The following is a 15,497-nucleotide window of genomic DNA, read 5'->3' as shown; positions in this document are numbered from 1 at the left end:
ATCAAAGCGTTGATTGCTTAAATAGCGCATCAACATGAACAAGAGCAGCGTCAATAACTGGAAAACCTGGACTTTGCCCATCGAAGGCCAAAAATAGATCCGTGCCACCAAGTAAAACGGCATCCGCACCATAATGGGTGTGCATTTGTTTCCCAATATCAAACATGTACGTGCGTTGTTCAGCGGTTGCGTGGCCTGCACGTGCCATATTCATGTATTCGGTACTGACTTTTTCGAAATCCTCACCTTGCGGTAAAATCACATCGACTGATGGAATGCCGCCGTATACATGCGTTTTCATTACTGTCCCGGAGCCAAGAATGCCAATGGTTCGAACCTCTTTAGATATAAAATGCGCATCAAGGGCAGGGATCGCATTAATAACCGGCAGAGGAGAGCGCTCAATCAATTCGTTGATACAAAAATGACCAGCCATTGAAGTAACGGCAACTGCGTCACATCCTGCTGATTTCATGCGATCAACATAAGTAAGGAAAACATCTGCTTGAGCATCATTTTTTCCTGCGATCATGTTATTAATTAATATATCCGTTTCTGCGTGGCAAATGGTTAGCTCCAACTTTGCGCCAGCATCTTTATGGGTTTTAACAAGATTACGGTAATAAAATTCAGTTGCAGCGGGCCCAATCCCGCCAATAAGTCCAAGGTGCATGACAATACCTGTTCATTAATGTTTGCGTGCCCAAAATGCACAATGTTAACGTTTTATGTATCATACAGGCCGTGCAGTTCATTGTTGAACAGTGTTTTGTGATGTGTTTCGATACTTTTCCTTTTCTTTCTATGGTTTTACTTGGTGTGTAAATGGATATTTATGAATAAAAACAATCGACAATCTCCAAATGCTATAGTGATGGTGCGGCCAACTTTCTTTACACCCAATCCGCAAACTGCAGCTGATAATATGTTTCAGATATTAATCAATGACGCTGAGAAAGTGGCTATTGCCAAGAAAGCATACGAACAGGTTACTCAAGCTGCAGATATTCTGCGAGAGCAGGGTGTAACTGTTCACCTTTTTGATGATATAACTACAAGAACACCGGATTCTGTTTTCCCTAACAATTGGTTTTCCACACATGATGACGGTACGGTCGTTATTTATCCCATGTATGTCGAAAACCGCCGCCTTGAGCGTAGAAACGACATAATCGAAGCGCTCAGAATGACATATAATGTTGGTCGCGTACTTGATTATACGGCGCATGAAAACAACGGCCTCTACTTGGAAGGCACAGGCGCCATGGTACTGGATCATGAAGCAAGAATTGCTTATGCCGTGCGATCACACCGTGCGCACAGTGAGTTATTCAAGCAGTTTTGTAATGATTTAGGATACCAGTCGGTGATGTTTGATGCCTGTGACAGTAATGGTGTGCCTGTGTACCATACTAATGTCATGATGTGTGTCGCTTCACATTTCGCGATGATTGGCCTTGAAATGATCAGTGATGCAGATGAGCGCCAAATGGTTGCAGAAAAGCTTAAAGCTTCTGGCAGAGAGGTAATTCCTTTAACGTCGCAACAAGTACATTCATTCGCAGGTAATGCTATAGAGCTATCTGCAGCGCGCGGGAATATTCTTGTCTTGTCACAAACCGCATATGATGCGCTTGAGCGTGATCAAATTCGACTTATTGAGCAGACGACAGTGATAGTGCCGATTGATGTTAGCGCAATTGAGATGGCTGGCGGCTCAATACGCTGCATGATTGCTGGTATACATTTTAATTAAGGATATTTATTTCCCATAATATAAATTATGCGAATATAATAGCAACTAGAATACGGCGATATATCAAAGGGTTAAAAAAGCGTCTTCTGGACGCTCTCTCCTTTAATTTGTACGCTACTCAATCTTAATACGAAGATTTGGGGGCTGTATGAAGACTATTCCTGAGATGCCGTTTGTTAATAATGCACATGATGGTGAGCAACTTGTAATGAACCTTCACAGGGTTCCAGACGAGGCAACTTTAATAACCGCACGTTTCTTTGAAGATGCAGCACTTACCTTACGTAAGCGACATAAAATATGGCAACGTTATCAAGCAATTAAACGCCACGCTAAAAGTATGAATAGAGGTATTGCAAGAAGCCCTATTCGCGTTTTGGATAAGCTGCAACAAGGTCTTGATTTTGATACTGCGGCGCAAGTTGTAGCGGACGAACACGGCATACCGCGAGAGACAATTCACCGCCATTGGCTCAAGGAAATGAAGGCGTTAGAGGCCAAGGCAAAAGAGGCACGAAACGCCGAGATTATCAGCCTTTACAAGTCCGGTAGTACCGATATGGAAATAGCGGACATCGTGTCATTATCTGATCGTCAGGTAAGGCGCATAATCCGTGATTTTATCCAGAAACAAGGTAATAATGCAGACTGATATTGAAGACTTGATTGCACCAAAGCGCCCTTCCCGCACCAGCTATCCGGGCGGCAAAAATGGCATGGGCGTGTATCAGACTATTATCAATAATCAGCCGCCGCATGATACCTATATCGAATGCTTTGTTGGTGGCGGTGCTATCCTCAAACGTAAACGTCCTGCCGGATCTAACATCGTCATAGATAGCGATGCTGCAGCAATTGTGGCGCTGAAAGAAAATCTGATCAAACGTGATGATATTCGCTACCTGATTGGTGATGGTGTCCAGTTTCTACGTGAGTTCAACTTTACAGGCCGTGAGCTGGTGTATGCCGACCCGCCTTATCCGTTTGATACAAGAAGCTGTCAGCGTGACCTGTACAAGCAAGAATGGTCTGACAGTGACCACGAGGCGTTTTTAACGCTTGTCAGGCGTCTGCCGTGCATGGTGATGGTGTCAAGCTACGAGAACGCCTTATACGGCGATATGCTGCATGATTGGCACTGTGTGACCTTTACAGGCTGCACACGCGGCGGACCGCGCACAGAATGCTTGTGGTTTAACTTTCCGCCACCCACTGCCCTTCACGATTATCAGTATTTGGGTGATGGTTTCCGGGAGCGTGAGCGCATTAAACGTAAAGCTTTGAGGTGGAAAGCTAAGTTAGCAAACATGGAGGAACTTGAACGCAAGGCAGTGTTGAGTGCTTTACTAAATTATAATGAGCCTCCAAGCTGCTAAAGCTACGCTTATTAGTGACACTAAAACTGGAGCAACAAAATCAAATAAGATGTACCTGTAGTTACCCTGCAACCTTCTTCCAATAGTTACTCTTCTCGCATCCTTATATGTCATCACCTCAGAATTAAGATGGCTGTCTACTCTGTCGAAATACTCCAGTTGGCGAATACGCATGTCTTCAATATCTTTTATCTGGGCATCACGGTGAGGTTCTGTTTTCGGTAAGCGATCTGTGAGGCGAATAGCTAATATATTAGCTTCATCTTTTGCAGCTACGTGAAGTTCCATCACCTTATCGGCAGAGGTACTTGCTTTTTTTACTCTTTCTCGAAGATTTTTAAATGAGTTACCATCAAATTCTATCCAAAACCGCCAACCATAGGACAATCCATTCACTATTATGAGCAGCATCAAGGCCTTAAGTGCATATTCATACTCTACTTTCAAATTAGTGGCCAAAAGCATGACTTTACCGCACATAGGTTCGTGAAGAACAAGCGTTATTAATAATATGCAAAGTGATATCAGTGTTGTTCTTTGAGCAGTCATAAAAGCTCCTTTTTTATCACCATAAATTACACGTAAAACGATAGCAAATACACAATTGTTCTCTTTTTGTTCTTATGCAATTCTCCGCTCCCCCCCAAAGCACAGGAGAAACCCCAATGGCACAACGAACAAAACGCAGCGACGATCTATGCCCACTCTTGAAAGAAAAATATCTAAAGGCCGTTTGGACGGCACGAAATGTAGCAATTGAAGCTATGACAGACCTTAGCCCGTTCGGTGCAGAGTACCTTCACATGCAAAGCCTACTTCGGTTTGTTGATAGCCATCAGGAACGATACACGGGCAACCGCGAACATTTCCAGTCTGCTGCACCACAAACCCCAACCATTGCACAGCATCACAATGATGCATGAACGCCGTATCTATACTGGCCTAAATGACCCCCTGCTTTTAATGCAAAACGCTGCTCGTATTGGCCACATTGCTGAATGGATACGCATTTACGGTAGTAAGCAGCCCTATGTGATCAGAAACGCCACAGAAGCACGCGACCTCGCTCGCGTGCTGGTTTCTATGGCTGGGCGCGACTATGCAGCCAAAAGCACACCAAAGCGCACAGAGCGCGCCATTCTGTCGTCTATAAGGTATCTGGAAAGGTGTGAAGTTGCTGCTGGTGAATATGCTGGATTTGAAAAAGCATGCTACGATGCACGAAAAAGCTTTAACCACATGCACAAGAGCTTATGCGGCGGCTGGCATCAAAAAATGTTCCCCATGCTTGATAACGGCACTTATCGTAAATCGTGAACCACAGCCTAGAATGGATACTATTAGAATATTATTCCTATCTGTTTTTTACTACACACCAATAATGCGATTTATTCTCGTATAAGGTGGTAAATTAGATCTCGAGATCTTGACCAGGTTGAATGCCGGCTGGAATAATATTCTAATAACGACTGTGGCCGTTACCACCATTTCTGACGATGCTGGAATCAACCCACGCTGCATTTGACGATGATCGATAAAAAAAGGCGGTCACACGGACCGCCTGAGTTGCTTGGGAGGAGTTTGTTAGTTAGCGCCGTTTTCGTTTGCGTGCTGCTGCCTTGCCGCCTTTGCGTCCTGCTCGTTTCGCTGCCAGACTGCCTTTTTTAAAGCGGCCTTTTGCCGTGCGTGATTTTGATGCTGCCATGTCAGGCTCCTTTTGCTTTGCTGCCGAATGTTCTGGATGCAAACCAGAATGAGAGAATGCTTGCGTATGTGGCTTGCACTTCTGGCGTCCAGATAACCTTGCTTGCTTCAAAAGCATCCATGCCAGACTTCATGGCTATCCAGAACAATGAAACCTCAACAAAGATGAAGATAAGCGTATAGAGATACGTCACCACAGGCCGCACGCTGCCCCTGAGTGCGTCAACCTTGCTGTTGCCACTTGGCACGCTCTCGGAGCGCATAGCTGCCTTGTAAGCATCTATTTCACCTTGTGTGGTGGTTTGCTCCATCGTGTTGCCGTGGCGCAGCTTCATGTTTTCGCGCTGCTGTTCCATCATGGCAAGGTCATGCTTCTGGTCGCGGCGCCTTTCAAAATAGCCAAGAATGCGCGGTGCAATGCCAGTACCAAACCCTAACAGCGATCCCAATAGCGACAACATCAACTTGCCGCCTTGATATAGCGAATGACCGTTTCGTCTTTCCAGCGAGGCGACACCGGAATGCCCTTCGCTTGCGCAATAGCATCCAGTTCGGTGCGTGGAAGGCTGTGAAGGTCCAAAGCGCAAGCGCGCTGCTGGTTACGGCGTTTTGCAAATGATCGCCTCATGATGGTTTCCTTTCGCTTTCAACAACAACAAGGCGGCGGTCCATCTTCCAGAGAACATAGAGCACCAAATAGGTCAGCATGTCGCTGCCAGTGGATAAGAGTTTGAGGGCTTCCCATTCCATTATTTGAGCACCTTGTTTGCGGCACTGGCGATAAGGTCACGGTTTTCCCAAGCTAAGTAGCCAGCGGCACCCCATAAGGCGACACGCGACACGCTGTTAACGAGATTGGTGGTTTTCTCGGCGGCACGGCCAAAGTCGTCAACCGTGTCTGTAACGGCAAGTGTTGCAACACCACCAACAACAAACGTAACAGCAGCAACACCGCCCCAAATGATCAAAGGAAGAGGCATTACGCGATCCCCCGATAAAAGATGTGATTGCCAATGTCTGCGACTACTTTGTCAGGCTCTGCCCAGAACGGGTTAACCGTCTTGGTGTGATAGTGCGTGGCACCGCCTGTATTGTCTGGCAATTTGCCTTCATAGACGTTTGCCGCGATTGAAAGTGCCGCTGCAAAGTCAGGGTTGCTATCATCAACAGCAAGCATCTTGTTGCGGTTCGGGTCGCCCTCGTTCCATGCGCTGAACTGCTCAGGCTTAAGCGCTACCGTAACAACGCTGTTGCCCCACCATCCGCCCTGCTCGGCGCGGTTCATGATCACATGGCAAACGGAGCGCATACCTGTCAGGCCTTCGCCGCGTGCTTCGCCCCATGCGGTGCGCGCCATAATGTCGATAGCCTTGTTCATATACAAAACCCTTCCGATTAAGATCAGCCCTATTCCGGCTGTGATTGCTGCAATGCGTGCCATGCTTCAAGCGTGTATTCTGTTGTGCCGTCTTCATCAGTTACGATAACGCAGCCGTTTGGGTACAGGCCGTGACCTTCTGGAAAAACTTGAATGTCTAGTGGTTCAATATCCATTCTTCATTCCTCACAAAATATCGTAATTGATGCGAATTAAGGCGGTAACACCGGCAGGCGTTGAATAAGCTATTGCTGTCCCAGCCGGTACGTGGACTTCGTTCCTCATTCGCTCATACAAATTGTGTTGGTTGCACCACACGATCAGATCATGACCAGCGGCTATGTACGACGGAGCATTACCAGCACCAGCGGTAAGGCACATATTGGCATCGCGTATGCGCACACCGTTAAGGTTAGCCGCTGCCGTGACAACATCTGCTGTCTCACCAGTTGGTTGATAGACGCGCACACTTGTGCCGATCCCACCAATCGATCCACCTTGATCAGTCAGCGGTGCTGTGTTGGTTACAATCCCGCCATCAACAGCAACTTGTGCAGCAAGCTCGCGATCATCAAAAAAGCCGCGCACAGGTAACTCTGGTATGTACAGATTGATAATCGTTACCGTTTGCGCGCTGCCTGTATCGTTATTGACAGTCACTTTCTCAAACGGTGCTTGCCAGCCTGTACCGCGATCAAGCGGCAACGTGCGCTCACCTGCACTGGTTTCAATAGTGAAGGTGAGTTCTTGCGTTGCCGCATAGCAATAAAAATAATTGGCTTGACCACTTAGGATAAATTCACCGCCTGCGGGGATGGTTTCAATGATTGGATCACTCATGCCGCTTTTTTCCTTCCAAGGTAGACACTCGCACCGATACCAACGGCGGCAACCCCTGTCATGATCAGCACATTGCGCTGTGACAGTTTGCTAAAGCTTGCTTCTGTTTGACTGAGCGCGCCGTTCACCAGATTAGTGCTGGCTTGGCTGTATTTTTCAGCAACAGCTTCGGCAAAATCAAAGGCTTCAGATACCGCATCATTGTCGATTTCATTGATGGTGATAGATGCGTTTTGGCCTGCGAATATACCGCCGTCAGCAACATGCACGCTTTCATCAACAAAGTTGTTTGTTGTTGAGCGATTATCGTTGAACTGGCGGTTATCCTGCCTGCTATCAATATTGGTGACATTGGTTGTTTTAATCGTGCGGCTGTTGTCGATAAACTGGCGGTTATCTTGGCGCGCATCAATACGCGTTGTATTGTAAACCCGCGCATCAGTGAACTTGCGATTATCCTGACGATTATCGTTGAACACATTGGTTGTGTTCGTGTTGACCGTGGTTGATGTTGTGCTTCTGGAGCTGCCACCGAACAGTCCCATGCCAGCCCCCTATTTTTTGAAGTACGCAACCGCAAGCGCTGTTGCAGACAAGGCACCAACAGCAGCCACAGGCCACGAAAGGCCCGATAAACCGCCATTACTGTGCGCACCAGCAAAGAAAGCGGGTTGTCTCAGAAATGACGGCTGTGCTGCGGCAATCTGGAAAACCGGACTGCCACCAGAGATAGCTGGGCCGCTGTTGCCGCCGAGCTGTCCAATGCTATCAAAAATGCCAGGTGTCATTTGAAGGCCCACTTCGCTGCTACTGCCAACACCACAACAACACCGCCGCCAATAAGCCACGGCTTGTATTTTGCAAACGTGTCCGTTTGTGCTGGCACTGCGCCTGTCGCTGTTGCACTGCCTGCACGCTGCTCGGCAGTTGCGATCTGTGCTTCAAGGTTGGTTATTTTGAGTTGGTCACGCAGAATAGACTTCTGCGCTTCAAACCCTAATGCAGCCAGCCCAATCTGTCCGGCACCGTCAAGCAGGCGACCGAAGAACCCGCCGCCCGATGGTTGAGCGGCAGATTGCTGTTGTTCATTGTAGGCTGCTAGTCCCGGTGCTACGAATGACATGGTTTTTACCTCTTAGGTGATCCAAGTTCTTCGATAAGAACGTCAAAGCTGTTAGCTGCGTCCATTTCAAACTCCCAGCGCAAAACGCTGTCGCCTGAAACCATTGCGTCAACATAGCGGGATGAAAGCAGTTCGCCGCCAAATGACCATACGTCCGCCTGCGGTACGTAAGCATTGTCTTCAAGCAGATCATCCAGATGTTGCTTGTCGACAAAATCCCATATCAGGAGTTGGTCCAGATACACTTTGAGCGATGTAATATCAGCGCTGAATGCGTGGAATGTATGGAATGCACGACCTTGTAACTGTATGAAGGTGGCTTCGTTTTCACCATCACTGTCGATCAGCACGTTTTTCTTTTTGTACGTGATGATGCTGCCTTGATTGGGCTGCTTTAGGTCAGCAGCAACAAGCGGCGTCGAAACGTGACGTGCGATCAACTTGCGGGCTGTTGCCTGCGCGTTGAGTTTCACATCAATGGTGACTTGCCCGATTTCATTCAGGAAGATGATCGTGCGATCTTCGCCGATGTCAGTGCGGCGTTCCGGCTGCGTAAAGCGGATAGGCAAGCGCCCTGCTTTGACAGTTTGACCTCGCAACTTCTCAAGCGTGAATAGCTGTGCTGGTGTAAAGCGGCGCTGTGTCGTGCCACCAATTTTAAGTTCGATTTCGTCAATGTCTGCGATCATCTCCGCTTCCGTGGCGCGGGTGCCATTTAGCGTATAGATCAGATCGATCTGGTTCAGCGCATGATTTGCCGCTGGTAGCGTCATATTCGCCGTACCAGCCTGCGCACTGACATTGTAAAACTCGGTGTTATTAGGGACAACAAACCGCATGATTTTTACCCCTTATGCCACGTACTTGATGAGCGGCGCATTCGGCCATTTTTTAGCGGCATACGACACCGCGATAAATGCGGTTGCGGCTGCGCCAACAAGAAATGTGAACTCTATAGCCCTATCCATTGTTCTGTCCTTTGATGTGTTTGTAAGTTTCGATTGCAGCAAAGGCGAGCAACGACACAGTGAGGCCAGATATGATAATTTTTGCGTCTAAATATTTGCTCATGAGGTCGATTTTCGCCTTGCGTTAAACAGGCTTCATGAGACTCAGATTTGAGGCAGGCTGTCAAATTTAGGACAAATAACCTTAAGGATAATTTTGAGCCTCGTTATAGCTGGCGAGGAGCGAATCACCCCTCGCCGTGTTTGGCGATGCTTATGGAAAAGCCCGATTGATTGTCGGTTTTCTCGTGTTGTTTGTAGCGATGTATGCCTTGTCGCGGAAGTAAGCATAATGGAACTGCTTAATCGCTTTAAGGCGTGCCATATGGTCGCCGCCGACATTCTCATTCACCTTTTTGAACGTGGCATCACCAGAGAGCCGTAAGGAATAAAAATTGGTGATGTTATCTCTAAAGATCGGATGAATGTTAACGGGCCGCTGTGTACCCACTAGCAAGTTTATTCCCCAATCCCTGCCCTCAGACACTGCCCACGTAAAGGCGTGGCCTTTCTGTGCCTCGGAATGCGGGAAGAAACGCTGCACCTCATCAACATTCAGAACGATCTGGCGATTGTCTTTTTCATCAGCATAACCTTGCTGCCATTTCCAGAGGTTTCGGCAAATCCAATCAAGTGCCTTGATCTGTTTGTTGTTGTCGCCCGGTTCGGAAAACACACGCCAGACGATGCGAAAGCCCTTCTTGCTGTTCCAGTTGCGTTTGATGTACTTCAGCACATCAACAGATTTGCGCGCCTCATGATAGCCCTTGGTGAAACACTTGGCTTTAGGCTTGGTGGTTAACACGATGATACGGCGGCAATGCTTTGTCAGCCCTTCCGCCAATGTCGTCTTGCCGCCACCAGTAACGCCGACAATGATGGTGTGCTCTGCTTCAGTCATCATGATTTATCCACCTGTGGATAAAATACCGTGCACATACCATTAATGGTAATTGACAAGCACCCCAAAGGGTGACTTTATGGCTAACGTTCTCAGCGAGCGATTTTATATTTTCAAGCTGGAGAACGACCCAATGAAATCCCCTGTTAAGTTTAGTTTTGAAGCGCCCGGCAGCGTTGTAATTGCGATTGTAATCGCACTGTTGATTGTTGGCGGCTACAACATCGAACCTTTGCTGGACTATGTCAGAAGGTAACATTACGCGGCCTCCTGTTGCTGTGCTTCCTGCTGTTCAGCGTAAGCTGCTTGGCGGGCATTTACTTCCTTGATGGTTTCCTCTGCCATTTCCACCATCAGCAACCATATGGCACCCCACTCCTGCTTGAGCTTGTTAGCGTGCTTCAGTTTGCGGAGTGTGGCGCGCATAAATTCAGCCGTTTTCCAAAGCTTATCAAACACCTGATCAGACGCCATGCGACCAACAGCACCACGGTTTTTCAATTGCATGGCAGCGATCGGCTCGCCCATAGGGATACGCTGTCCAGCAATTTTCGCGGCTTGGTTCGATACAGCACACATAACACCATAGAAAGCATCTTTGAGCGGGTCGGTTTCCAAAGTGTAAGCATCGTGCTCGGCTTTTTCTTCGGCTTCCTGCCTGAGTTCTTCCTCAGATTTTTCACCGGGCTTAAGGACTTCACCTTCAAGCGGTTCACTATCGTCAAAATCAGGTGTGAACGCTTCGTTTTCAGACCCGTTTACCGCTTCCCCACTTTCTTCTGGCTGGCTTGTTGACTTGTTCTCTGGCTCCGGCGGTATCTTCGCTACATCTGGTATCGTCATTTCCGGCGATGCTGCAGGCGTCTGTTCCGGTGTTTTCACTGGTTCCGGTTTCGCCTTCTGAGGCTGCTTCGCTTTCGGCTGCGATTTCCGCGCCAGTTTCTTCACTTTCAACGGTGTCTTGCTCATGGTCTTCTCTTTCGGTTTCGGACGTTGCGTCCAGATAATCTTGTTTAAGGTCACGGTCAGGGAAGGCACCAGCGGTGCCACGGCATCCACGCGGGCATGCCATAACGGTGCGATTGCCCTTCTGTGCGCCGACCATTGCTTCGGCGGCGGAACCACAAAACGGGCATTTCACCTCACCTATGACAGTTCTTGGCTCAATGCTCATGACTGCACCTCCTGCATGTCTTCCAGTTTGGCATTCAGCATGGCAATTTCTTCCTTGAGCCATTTGGCGGCGGCGTTGGCGGATTTAATTTGAACGGCCAACATGTCATCAATGGCAAAACAAGTTTGAAAAAACGAGTTCATCATTTTGTCACTGTCACGGCCAAGGTCATTCATCTGGAACATGTCATCCCAAATGGCGCTTCGCACAGCGAGCAACTCGGTCAGTGTAGGTGGTGGTTTCTTATCGGGTTTCACGATGCTTTCTCCATCATAACAAGGTTGATTTTGTCCCCGGTAAGTCGTGAGAGCTTGGTAACAATCTCTACACGGCCATTCTGTGCGATCTGGTCTTGCTGAAACGGCGTCAGATCGAAAATCTTTGCTGTGCCACCCTCTATCGGGCCTAATGTTGCGCTTTCTGGTATGCGAAAGTCGGCTGTCTTCCCCTGAAGACAATTGCTCCACATCTCTCGCGCCTCGCTGCTGGTGGCTTCACTGAATTTCGGCATCACCCCGCCCGTGGCAGCGCCACGGTTAACAGCGGGTTCCTTTTTTCTTCTCTTTTGATGTTTCGCCGCAGGGCCGTGAGGTCCGGTGCGCGGCGGCATTTTCCTCGCGTGCGCGTGCGTCACGCGTTTATTATTTATATTATTTATATTGTAGGGTGCAGATTTCGCACCTTTTACGGAGGATTTCGCACCTTTTACGGAGGATTTCGCACCTTTTTCATCGACCAAATTTTTTTGCTCTGGTGCATCATAAGGGTGCAGATTTCGCACCTTTTCGAGCACCATTTCATAGATGTTGTAAGCACCGCGCCCCCATCCGCGCCGCACAGTAATGAGGCCCATTTCCTCAAGCTTTATGACCGCTTCTTGAGTGGTGCGAGGGCTATAGCCAGCCTCTTTACCAAGCGTGCCTACTGTGAGGTGTGCTTCTTCGTCTGTGTCATATGTGCGGATTGCAATGGCCATAAGGACGCCTTTAACGGAACCCCTTAAGGTTGATCTTGATATTGGAATGATCACGTCATGCCTGAGCATATTTGATCCTGATCCCCGTTCCCCAGAGAACACCTTCCGTGCCGGGGATAGGTCACGGAAGGTGTGTTCGAGTGTCTCGAATAGTTCGAGTGACCCGAACAAACACTAAATATTGTGTGATTGTCAAGATATTGTTTTTAATGCGTGCATTTGAGCTATATTTGGTAGCAAAACTTTGTTCACTTGTCGTTAAGGATAACTGGTGTTATATCCTTAAGGATAGAAACGGGGATTTAAGTATGTCGAACATTGAATTTAAACGCATCGGTATCACTGAGTATTTAGATGCGGCCTTAAGGAAGCAAAACCTTCCTTCTGACCGGCAATTGTGCTTAAGGATTGGTGAACCACCAGCAACAATATGTGGGTGGCGATTAGGTAAGAGTTTGCCCCGAAAAGACGCAACTATGATCCGATTGGCAGAGCTGGCAGGGAAAGATGTTGAGCAAGCGTTAATTGATCTCGGTGAATGGCGTGCGGAGCGTGCCAATGATGCCGCAACTGCATCCGTTTATGCCACCATGAGAAAGCACCTACAGCAAGCGCGTCAGGCCACTGCTGGTGCTGCTATGATGATGTGTGTGGCGGTTGGTTTTTCTGCTATTCCAGATAGTCCAGTACACGCTAGTACAAACGCGGTACAGCCGGACATGCAGGGTTCTTCGCATATAAATTATACGCATAAAATATATTCCAAGTAGCCTCAATCATTCTCAAAAATTGTGATGTAATCGTTCACAGAACTTGTCACTCATTGTTCACAGTTGTGACATCAAATACTTTATGAAAAAATTGAAAGCGGCTTCCTACTTTTAGATATAATACATAGCGCCTTACAATAGATTTATTCTATTTTTTCCGCCTTAATTATATAGGTAAGAACATATGGTTCACTACTGTTACCTGAACGGCTTTTCGAACTAAATGTATACGATCCATCTTTGTAAGAAACTGTTTCTCTCTGATCAATAATGCTGCCGCTAACCAATCCAGTTTGTTCCCGCGTAAAACTCCAGTCATTCTCTAAATCGTCTTTATCAATACCGCTTAGCTCATAGATATGAACAATAGGCTTGCTGTATTTTGTGTTGTTAAAAGAGATATGAAGTTTGTTTTCCGTTGGGTCATAAACACTAACATCATGAGTAAAAGATTCATTGTCCATAGGTTCAGAAATTGGACCACTTTCACTAATCAATATCTTATCATTCCGCGCCACATAATAGTTAACTTGATAAGGCATTTGAGCAACTATCGTTTTCCCCTCCTTATAGGCAAAAAACTCACCCTCCCATTGACCTTGGAGGCTGCTATAAATCATTTCAATTTTGGCATCAACAATGTCGTCTCCATTAAAAAATGAGGAAGCCGGTATTGATAGCGCCCCTAAAAAAACAATTATCATTAGTAATTTTATTATCATTATCGTGTCCCTCAATGTGTACTTGCGGAAACGTATAACCAGCTATTATTTTTTCAAGCCCGACGCGATCAAGAGAGCATCTTCTGTGTTAAAATGATTTTTTGTGCAGAATGAAAGTATTCACGAACTTGCGAATGGGCATGCAGCAGCGACAGAATTATCAAATACGTGAAGCTATGTTAACGAGTTGTCGTGCAAATATTAGTCACTGCTTCCTCAAGTCTCGTTTCAAGTGGTTTGGTAATTCTTTTGCCTGTGATCGATTGTGCTCTAGCGCAAAACGCTAGACCCAAACGCTAACAGGCCTTGAAAAGAAATCTGTAACTGCAAAATTTACTTTTACCTAATAATTACAACATTTATAATGTAAATAACTAAATTAAATTTTTAAAATCAATAGTTTATAAAAATTATTGAAACCTAAATTGCATCCTTTGCGAATTAACTATTACCCAGGTAGCCTCACTCGCTCTCAAAAATATCCAATGGTAATATGGCGGTTACCCCTACGTTTGGCACATCAACTAACTGCCCTATTCTTAGATCCACAGCTACGCTTGCAATAATGTAAGCTTGAGGCCTGTCATAGCCGTAAGTGGCAATGATATAGTCAACAATACCATCGAGAGCGTTGCGTGCAGCCAAGTTTATATCATTAGACAAGTTCTCTAAGTCAGCAACCTTGGCGGATTGTAGATATTCCATGCGTGGTGGCACTGACCCTGCTTTTTTAACCGGAAACCCTGTTACAGCGTAAAATTTGGTTGATGGGATATCCAGCAAAGTTGAGGCACCGCTGTAATGAGGGCCGTGACTAAGGTCAGGACCATCCTTAATTATTTCAGCAACCCCCCATACATCTGCGGACATTTCAATAGCCGTTCCGCTTACTTCACCATCTCCTTGAGCATAATGAAGGTCTCCTATGGCAAGTGCGCAGCCATCAATGTAACATGGCAGGTATATTGTTACGCCGGTTTTCAGGTAACGTATATCCATATTGCCACCATGTTCACGAGGTGGAATTGTGCGTAGGCATTCGTCGCGCCTGTTTCCATCTGGGCCGCATATGGCCGCAGGTGAAGCATCATCTGCACTAGGTAAGCGAACGGCACCGCCTGCTTCGGCCAATGCCTGCTCACGATTACGCATTTGTGCAAGTTTAGCTCGGTCAGGCATCGTTGTAACAACACCGGGGAAGCTGGCATTTGGAATCTTGATGCCAGGAATATCATCCGTTACGGCATAGTCCGAGGTTAGACGCCATGATGCAGTTAATGACCCTGGCCCCATCAAATCAGCCGCAAAGCCTCCTGTTCTGGTGTAGGCATGTTTTCCCGGTTTAATTTTGTGAATCGTGAAAGCAACAACATCACCAGCTTTTGAACCTTCAATGTAGACTGGTCCTGTCATGGGATGAACCCGCCCAAAACCGCGATCGCCCTGCTCTTTCATTACATCAGTTTGACTATCAACCGTCCCGAGAAAATCAGCTGCATCACGCGTATGAAATAAAATGGTTTGCCCAGGTTTGGCCCGAGCAGTCATAGGGATGTCAGGGTGTATACGATTGATACACTGCGGGTCCTCAAGACAGCTATCACCCTGGCCACCAACCTCAACTACATCCTGCGCTGTAATCGTTGAGGAAATAAATAAAATGCCTAATGTTGCCGTTAAAGATGAGGCATAACGTTTGTTTAAGTGCATATTATTCTCATTTCTGTTCAACCAAGTTATCGACTTGATGGGGCTGGCGTCTTGCCTGTC

The 15,497-nt window shown here is 47.0% G+C and carries 27 protein-coding genes; 7 read left to right on the top strand and 20 right to left on the bottom strand.

What is annotated here, in order from left to right:
- Position 1: 1 nt before the first annotated feature.
- Positions 2–673, bottom strand: a complete 672-nt coding sequence (locus OEU88_RS10865; protein ID WP_262695194.1) for an aspartate/glutamate racemase family protein — start codon at positions 671–673, stop codon at positions 2–4.
- A gap of 162 nt (positions 674–835) precedes the next feature.
- On the opposite strand from OEU88_RS10865, the gene ctlX reads away from it, so the two are divergent.
- The 3 genes from ctlX (at position 836) to OEU88_RS10850 (ending at position 3,132) form a co-directional block, all read left to right on the top strand.
- Positions 836–1,756 (top strand): citrulline utilization hydrolase CtlX, encoded by a 921-nt coding sequence (gene ctlX / locus OEU88_RS10860; protein ID WP_262695193.1) that lies wholly within the window; start codon positions 836–838, stop codon positions 1,754–1,756.
- 148 nt (positions 1,757–1,904) lie between these two features.
- Positions 1,905–2,408, top strand: a complete 504-nt coding sequence (locus tag OEU88_RS10855) for a helix-turn-helix domain-containing protein (RefSeq protein WP_262695192.1) — start codon at positions 1,905–1,907, stop codon at positions 2,406–2,408.
- Positions 2,398–3,132, top strand: coding sequence for a DNA adenine methylase (locus tag OEU88_RS10850; protein WP_262695191.1), 735 nt, complete (start codon positions 2,398–2,400; stop codon positions 3,130–3,132). Before OEU88_RS10855 ends, OEU88_RS10850 begins: the two co-directional genes overlap by 11 nt.
- Here OEU88_RS10850 and OEU88_RS10845 read toward each other — a convergent pair.
- On the bottom strand, positions 3,103–3,681 hold the full coding sequence (locus OEU88_RS10845) for a hypothetical protein (protein ID WP_262695190.1): 579 nt from the start codon (positions 3,679–3,681) through the stop codon (positions 3,103–3,105). The two genes, OEU88_RS10850 and OEU88_RS10845, sit on opposite strands and share 30 nt — an antisense overlap.
- 116 nt (positions 3,682–3,797) lie before the next feature.
- Between OEU88_RS10845 and OEU88_RS10840 the strand changes: the two genes are divergently transcribed.
- Together OEU88_RS10840 and OEU88_RS10835 are read left to right on the top strand one after the other, a co-directional pair.
- Positions 3,798–4,055, top strand: coding sequence for a hypothetical protein (locus OEU88_RS10840; RefSeq protein WP_262695189.1), 258 nt, complete (start codon positions 3,798–3,800; stop codon positions 4,053–4,055).
- The gene (locus OEU88_RS10835) at positions 4,045–4,449 is read left to right on the top strand and encodes a hypothetical protein (RefSeq protein WP_262695188.1); all 405 of its coding nucleotides are present in this window, start codon (positions 4,045–4,047) and stop codon (positions 4,447–4,449) included. Before OEU88_RS10840 ends, OEU88_RS10835 begins: the two co-directional genes overlap by 11 nt.
- Positions 4,450–4,838: 389 nt before the next feature.
- Here the strand turns inward: OEU88_RS10835 and OEU88_RS10830 are convergent, their stop codons facing one another.
- The 12 genes from OEU88_RS10830 to OEU88_RS10775 all read right to left on the bottom strand — a co-directional run bounded on the left by OEU88_RS10830 (position 4,839) and on the right by OEU88_RS10775 (position 10,088).
- Positions 4,839–5,297 (bottom strand): hypothetical protein, encoded by a 459-nt coding sequence (locus OEU88_RS10830; RefSeq protein WP_262695187.1) that lies wholly within the window; start codon positions 5,295–5,297, stop codon positions 4,839–4,841.
- Positions 5,297–5,464, bottom strand: a complete 168-nt coding sequence (locus OEU88_RS10825; RefSeq protein ID WP_262695186.1) for a hypothetical protein — start codon at positions 5,462–5,464, stop codon at positions 5,297–5,299. Before OEU88_RS10825 ends, OEU88_RS10830 begins: the two co-directional genes overlap by 1 nt.
- On the bottom strand, positions 5,461–5,586 hold the full coding sequence (locus OEU88_RS10820; protein WP_262695185.1) for a hypothetical protein: 126 nt from the start codon (positions 5,584–5,586) through the stop codon (positions 5,461–5,463). The genes OEU88_RS10825 and OEU88_RS10820 overlap by 4 nt, the downstream gene beginning before the upstream one ends.
- Positions 5,586–5,816 carry a hypothetical protein gene (locus OEU88_RS10815; protein WP_262695184.1) on the bottom strand — a complete coding sequence of 77 codons (231 nt, stop codon included), beginning with the start codon at positions 5,814–5,816 and terminating at the stop codon, positions 5,586–5,588. Before OEU88_RS10815 ends, OEU88_RS10820 begins: the two co-directional genes overlap by 1 nt.
- Entirely contained in the window at positions 5,816–6,214 is a 399-nt protein-coding gene (locus tag OEU88_RS10810) for a cell wall hydrolase (RefSeq protein WP_262695183.1), read from the bottom strand. Before OEU88_RS10810 ends, OEU88_RS10815 begins: the two co-directional genes overlap by 1 nt.
- Before the next feature lie 29 nt (positions 6,215–6,243).
- Complete coding sequence (locus OEU88_RS10805; RefSeq protein WP_262695182.1) at positions 6,244–6,390, bottom strand: hypothetical protein; 147 nt, start codon at positions 6,388–6,390, stop codon at positions 6,244–6,246.
- 10 nt (positions 6,391–6,400) lie between these two features.
- A complete protein-coding gene (locus tag OEU88_RS10800) occupies positions 6,401–7,054 on the bottom strand; it encodes a hypothetical protein (protein ID WP_262695181.1) in 654 nt (217 codons plus the stop codon).
- Positions 7,051–7,599 carry a hypothetical protein gene (locus OEU88_RS10795; protein ID WP_262695180.1) on the bottom strand — a complete coding sequence of 183 codons (549 nt, stop codon included), beginning with the start codon at positions 7,597–7,599 and terminating at the stop codon, positions 7,051–7,053. The genes OEU88_RS10800 and OEU88_RS10795 overlap by 4 nt, the downstream gene beginning before the upstream one ends.
- 9 nt (positions 7,600–7,608) lie before the next feature.
- Entirely contained in the window at positions 7,609–7,842 is a 234-nt protein-coding gene (locus OEU88_RS10790) for a hypothetical protein (RefSeq protein ID WP_262695179.1), read from the bottom strand.
- The gene (locus OEU88_RS10785) at positions 7,839–8,177 is read right to left on the bottom strand and encodes a hypothetical protein (RefSeq protein WP_262695178.1); all 339 of its coding nucleotides are present in this window, start codon (positions 8,175–8,177) and stop codon (positions 7,839–7,841) included. The genes OEU88_RS10790 and OEU88_RS10785 overlap by 4 nt, the downstream gene beginning before the upstream one ends.
- 5 nt (positions 8,178–8,182) lie before the next feature.
- Complete coding sequence (locus OEU88_RS10780) at positions 8,183–9,016, bottom strand: major capsid protein P2 (RefSeq protein WP_262695177.1); 834 nt, start codon at positions 9,014–9,016, stop codon at positions 8,183–8,185.
- 382 nt (positions 9,017–9,398) lie between these two features.
- Positions 9,399–10,088, bottom strand: a complete 690-nt coding sequence (locus OEU88_RS10775; RefSeq protein ID WP_262695176.1) for a hypothetical protein — start codon at positions 10,086–10,088, stop codon at positions 9,399–9,401.
- Between the two features lie 76 nt (positions 10,089–10,164).
- Here OEU88_RS10775 and OEU88_RS10770 point away from each other — a divergent pair, with 76 nt between their 5' ends.
- On the top strand, positions 10,165–10,341 hold the full coding sequence (locus OEU88_RS10770) for a hypothetical protein (RefSeq protein WP_262695175.1): 177 nt from the start codon (positions 10,165–10,167) through the stop codon (positions 10,339–10,341).
- Positions 10,342–10,343: 2 nt separating this feature from the next.
- Here OEU88_RS10770 and OEU88_RS10765 read toward each other — a convergent pair whose 3' ends face one another.
- The 4 genes from OEU88_RS10765 to OEU88_RS10750 are packed head-to-tail and all read right to left on the bottom strand — an operon-like array spanning position 10,344 to position 12,235.
- Positions 10,344–10,928, bottom strand: a complete 585-nt coding sequence (locus tag OEU88_RS10765) for a hypothetical protein (RefSeq protein ID WP_262695174.1) — start codon at positions 10,926–10,928, stop codon at positions 10,344–10,346.
- Positions 10,834–11,259 (bottom strand): hypothetical protein, encoded by a 426-nt coding sequence (locus tag OEU88_RS10760; RefSeq protein WP_262695173.1) that lies wholly within the window; start codon positions 11,257–11,259, stop codon positions 10,834–10,836. The genes OEU88_RS10765 and OEU88_RS10760 overlap by 95 nt, the downstream gene beginning before the upstream one ends.
- On the bottom strand, positions 11,256–11,516 hold the full coding sequence (locus OEU88_RS10755; protein WP_262695172.1) for a hypothetical protein: 261 nt from the start codon (positions 11,514–11,516) through the stop codon (positions 11,256–11,258). Before OEU88_RS10755 ends, OEU88_RS10760 begins: the two co-directional genes overlap by 4 nt.
- On the bottom strand, positions 11,513–12,235 hold the full coding sequence (locus tag OEU88_RS10750; RefSeq protein WP_262695171.1) for a hypothetical protein: 723 nt from the start codon (positions 12,233–12,235) through the stop codon (positions 11,513–11,515). The genes OEU88_RS10755 and OEU88_RS10750 overlap by 4 nt, the downstream gene beginning before the upstream one ends.
- A 308-nt stretch (positions 12,236–12,543) precedes the next feature.
- On the opposite strand from OEU88_RS10750, the gene OEU88_RS10745 reads away from it, so the two are divergent.
- Complete coding sequence (locus tag OEU88_RS10745) at positions 12,544–13,005, top strand: hypothetical protein (protein ID WP_262695170.1); 462 nt, start codon at positions 12,544–12,546, stop codon at positions 13,003–13,005.
- A gap of 143 nt (positions 13,006–13,148) precedes the next feature.
- Here OEU88_RS10745 and OEU88_RS10740 read toward each other — a convergent pair whose 3' ends face one another.
- Positions 13,149–13,727 (bottom strand): hypothetical protein, encoded by a 579-nt coding sequence (locus tag OEU88_RS10740; protein ID WP_262695169.1) that lies wholly within the window; start codon positions 13,725–13,727, stop codon positions 13,149–13,151.
- Between the two features lie 462 nt (positions 13,728–14,189).
- Positions 14,190–15,437, bottom strand: coding sequence for an acetamidase/formamidase family protein (locus OEU88_RS10735; RefSeq protein WP_262695168.1), 1,248 nt, complete (start codon positions 15,435–15,437; stop codon positions 14,190–14,192).
- Between the last annotated feature and the right edge of the window lie 60 nt (positions 15,438–15,497).

The organism is Kordiimonas aquimaris, from assembly GCF_025574485.1.
GTDB lineage: Bacteria > Pseudomonadota > Alphaproteobacteria > Sphingomonadales > Kordiimonadaceae > Kordiimonas > Kordiimonas aquimaris.
The sequence above is the reverse complement of the archived record's forward strand: the minus strand, read 5'-3'. Positions and strand labels throughout refer to the sequence as shown.

What these genes read in the sequence shown, in the direction of transcription:
- OEU88_RS10865 (WP_262695194.1), bottom strand. Translation starts at nt 673, where the DNA reads ATGCACCTTGGACTTATTGGCGGGATTGGGCCCGCTGCAACTGAATTT.
- ctlX (WP_262695193.1), top strand. Translation starts at nt 836, where the DNA reads ATGAATAAAAACAATCGACAATCTCCAAATGCTATAGTGATGGTGCGG.
- OEU88_RS10855 (WP_262695192.1), top strand. Translation starts at nt 1,905, where the DNA reads ATGAAGACTATTCCTGAGATGCCGTTTGTTAATAATGCACATGATGGT.
- OEU88_RS10850 (WP_262695191.1), top strand. Translation starts at nt 2,398, where the DNA reads ATGCAGACTGATATTGAAGACTTGATTGCACCAAAGCGCCCTTCCCGC.
- OEU88_RS10845 (WP_262695190.1), bottom strand. Translation starts at nt 3,681, where the DNA reads ATGACTGCTCAAAGAACAACACTGATATCACTTTGCATATTATTAATA.
- OEU88_RS10840 (WP_262695189.1), top strand. Translation starts at nt 3,798, where the DNA reads ATGGCACAACGAACAAAACGCAGCGACGATCTATGCCCACTCTTGAAA.
- OEU88_RS10835 (WP_262695188.1), top strand. Translation starts at nt 4,045, where the DNA reads ATGATGCATGAACGCCGTATCTATACTGGCCTAAATGACCCCCTGCTT.
- OEU88_RS10830 (WP_262695187.1), bottom strand. Translation starts at nt 5,297, where the DNA reads ATGTTGTCGCTATTGGGATCGCTGTTAGGGTTTGGTACTGGCATTGCA.
- OEU88_RS10825 (WP_262695186.1), bottom strand. Translation starts at nt 5,464, where the DNA reads ATGAGGCGATCATTTGCAAAACGCCGTAACCAGCAGCGCGCTTGCGCT.
- OEU88_RS10820 (WP_262695185.1), bottom strand. Translation starts at nt 5,586, where the DNA reads ATGGAATGGGAAGCCCTCAAACTCTTATCCACTGGCAGCGACATGCTG.
- OEU88_RS10815 (WP_262695184.1), bottom strand. Translation starts at nt 5,816, where the DNA reads ATGCCTCTTCCTTTGATCATTTGGGGCGGTGTTGCTGCTGTTACGTTT.
- OEU88_RS10810 (WP_262695183.1), bottom strand. Translation starts at nt 6,214, where the DNA reads ATGAACAAGGCTATCGACATTATGGCGCGCACCGCATGGGGCGAAGCA.
- OEU88_RS10805 (WP_262695182.1), bottom strand. Translation starts at nt 6,390, where the DNA reads ATGGATATTGAACCACTAGACATTCAAGTTTTTCCAGAAGGTCACGGC.
- OEU88_RS10800 (WP_262695181.1), bottom strand. Translation starts at nt 7,054, where the DNA reads ATGAGTGATCCAATCATTGAAACCATCCCCGCAGGCGGTGAATTTATC.
- OEU88_RS10795 (WP_262695180.1), bottom strand. Translation starts at nt 7,599, where the DNA reads ATGGGACTGTTCGGTGGCAGCTCCAGAAGCACAACATCAACCACGGTC.
- OEU88_RS10790 (WP_262695179.1), bottom strand. Translation starts at nt 7,842, where the DNA reads ATGACACCTGGCATTTTTGATAGCATTGGACAGCTCGGCGGCAACAGC.
- OEU88_RS10785 (WP_262695178.1), bottom strand. Translation starts at nt 8,177, where the DNA reads ATGTCATTCGTAGCACCGGGACTAGCAGCCTACAATGAACAACAGCAA.
- OEU88_RS10780 (WP_262695177.1), bottom strand. Translation starts at nt 9,016, where the DNA reads ATGCGGTTTGTTGTCCCTAATAACACCGAGTTTTACAATGTCAGTGCG.
- OEU88_RS10775 (WP_262695176.1), bottom strand. Translation starts at nt 10,088, where the DNA reads ATGATGACTGAAGCAGAGCACACCATCATTGTCGGCGTTACTGGTGGC.
- OEU88_RS10770 (WP_262695175.1), top strand. Translation starts at nt 10,165, where the DNA reads ATGGCTAACGTTCTCAGCGAGCGATTTTATATTTTCAAGCTGGAGAAC.
- OEU88_RS10765 (WP_262695174.1), bottom strand. Translation starts at nt 10,928, where the DNA reads ATGACGATACCAGATGTAGCGAAGATACCGCCGGAGCCAGAGAACAAG.
- OEU88_RS10760 (WP_262695173.1), bottom strand. Translation starts at nt 11,259, where the DNA reads ATGAGCATTGAGCCAAGAACTGTCATAGGTGAGGTGAAATGCCCGTTT.
- OEU88_RS10750 (WP_262695171.1), bottom strand. Translation starts at nt 12,235, where the DNA reads ATGGCCATTGCAATCCGCACATATGACACAGACGAAGAAGCACACCTC.
- OEU88_RS10745 (WP_262695170.1), top strand. Translation starts at nt 12,544, where the DNA reads ATGTCGAACATTGAATTTAAACGCATCGGTATCACTGAGTATTTAGAT.
- OEU88_RS10740 (WP_262695169.1), bottom strand. Translation starts at nt 13,727, where the DNA reads ATGATAATAAAATTACTAATGATAATTGTTTTTTTAGGGGCGCTATCA.
- OEU88_RS10735 (WP_262695168.1), bottom strand. Translation starts at nt 15,437, where the DNA reads ATGCACTTAAACAAACGTTATGCCTCATCTTTAACGGCAACATTAGGC.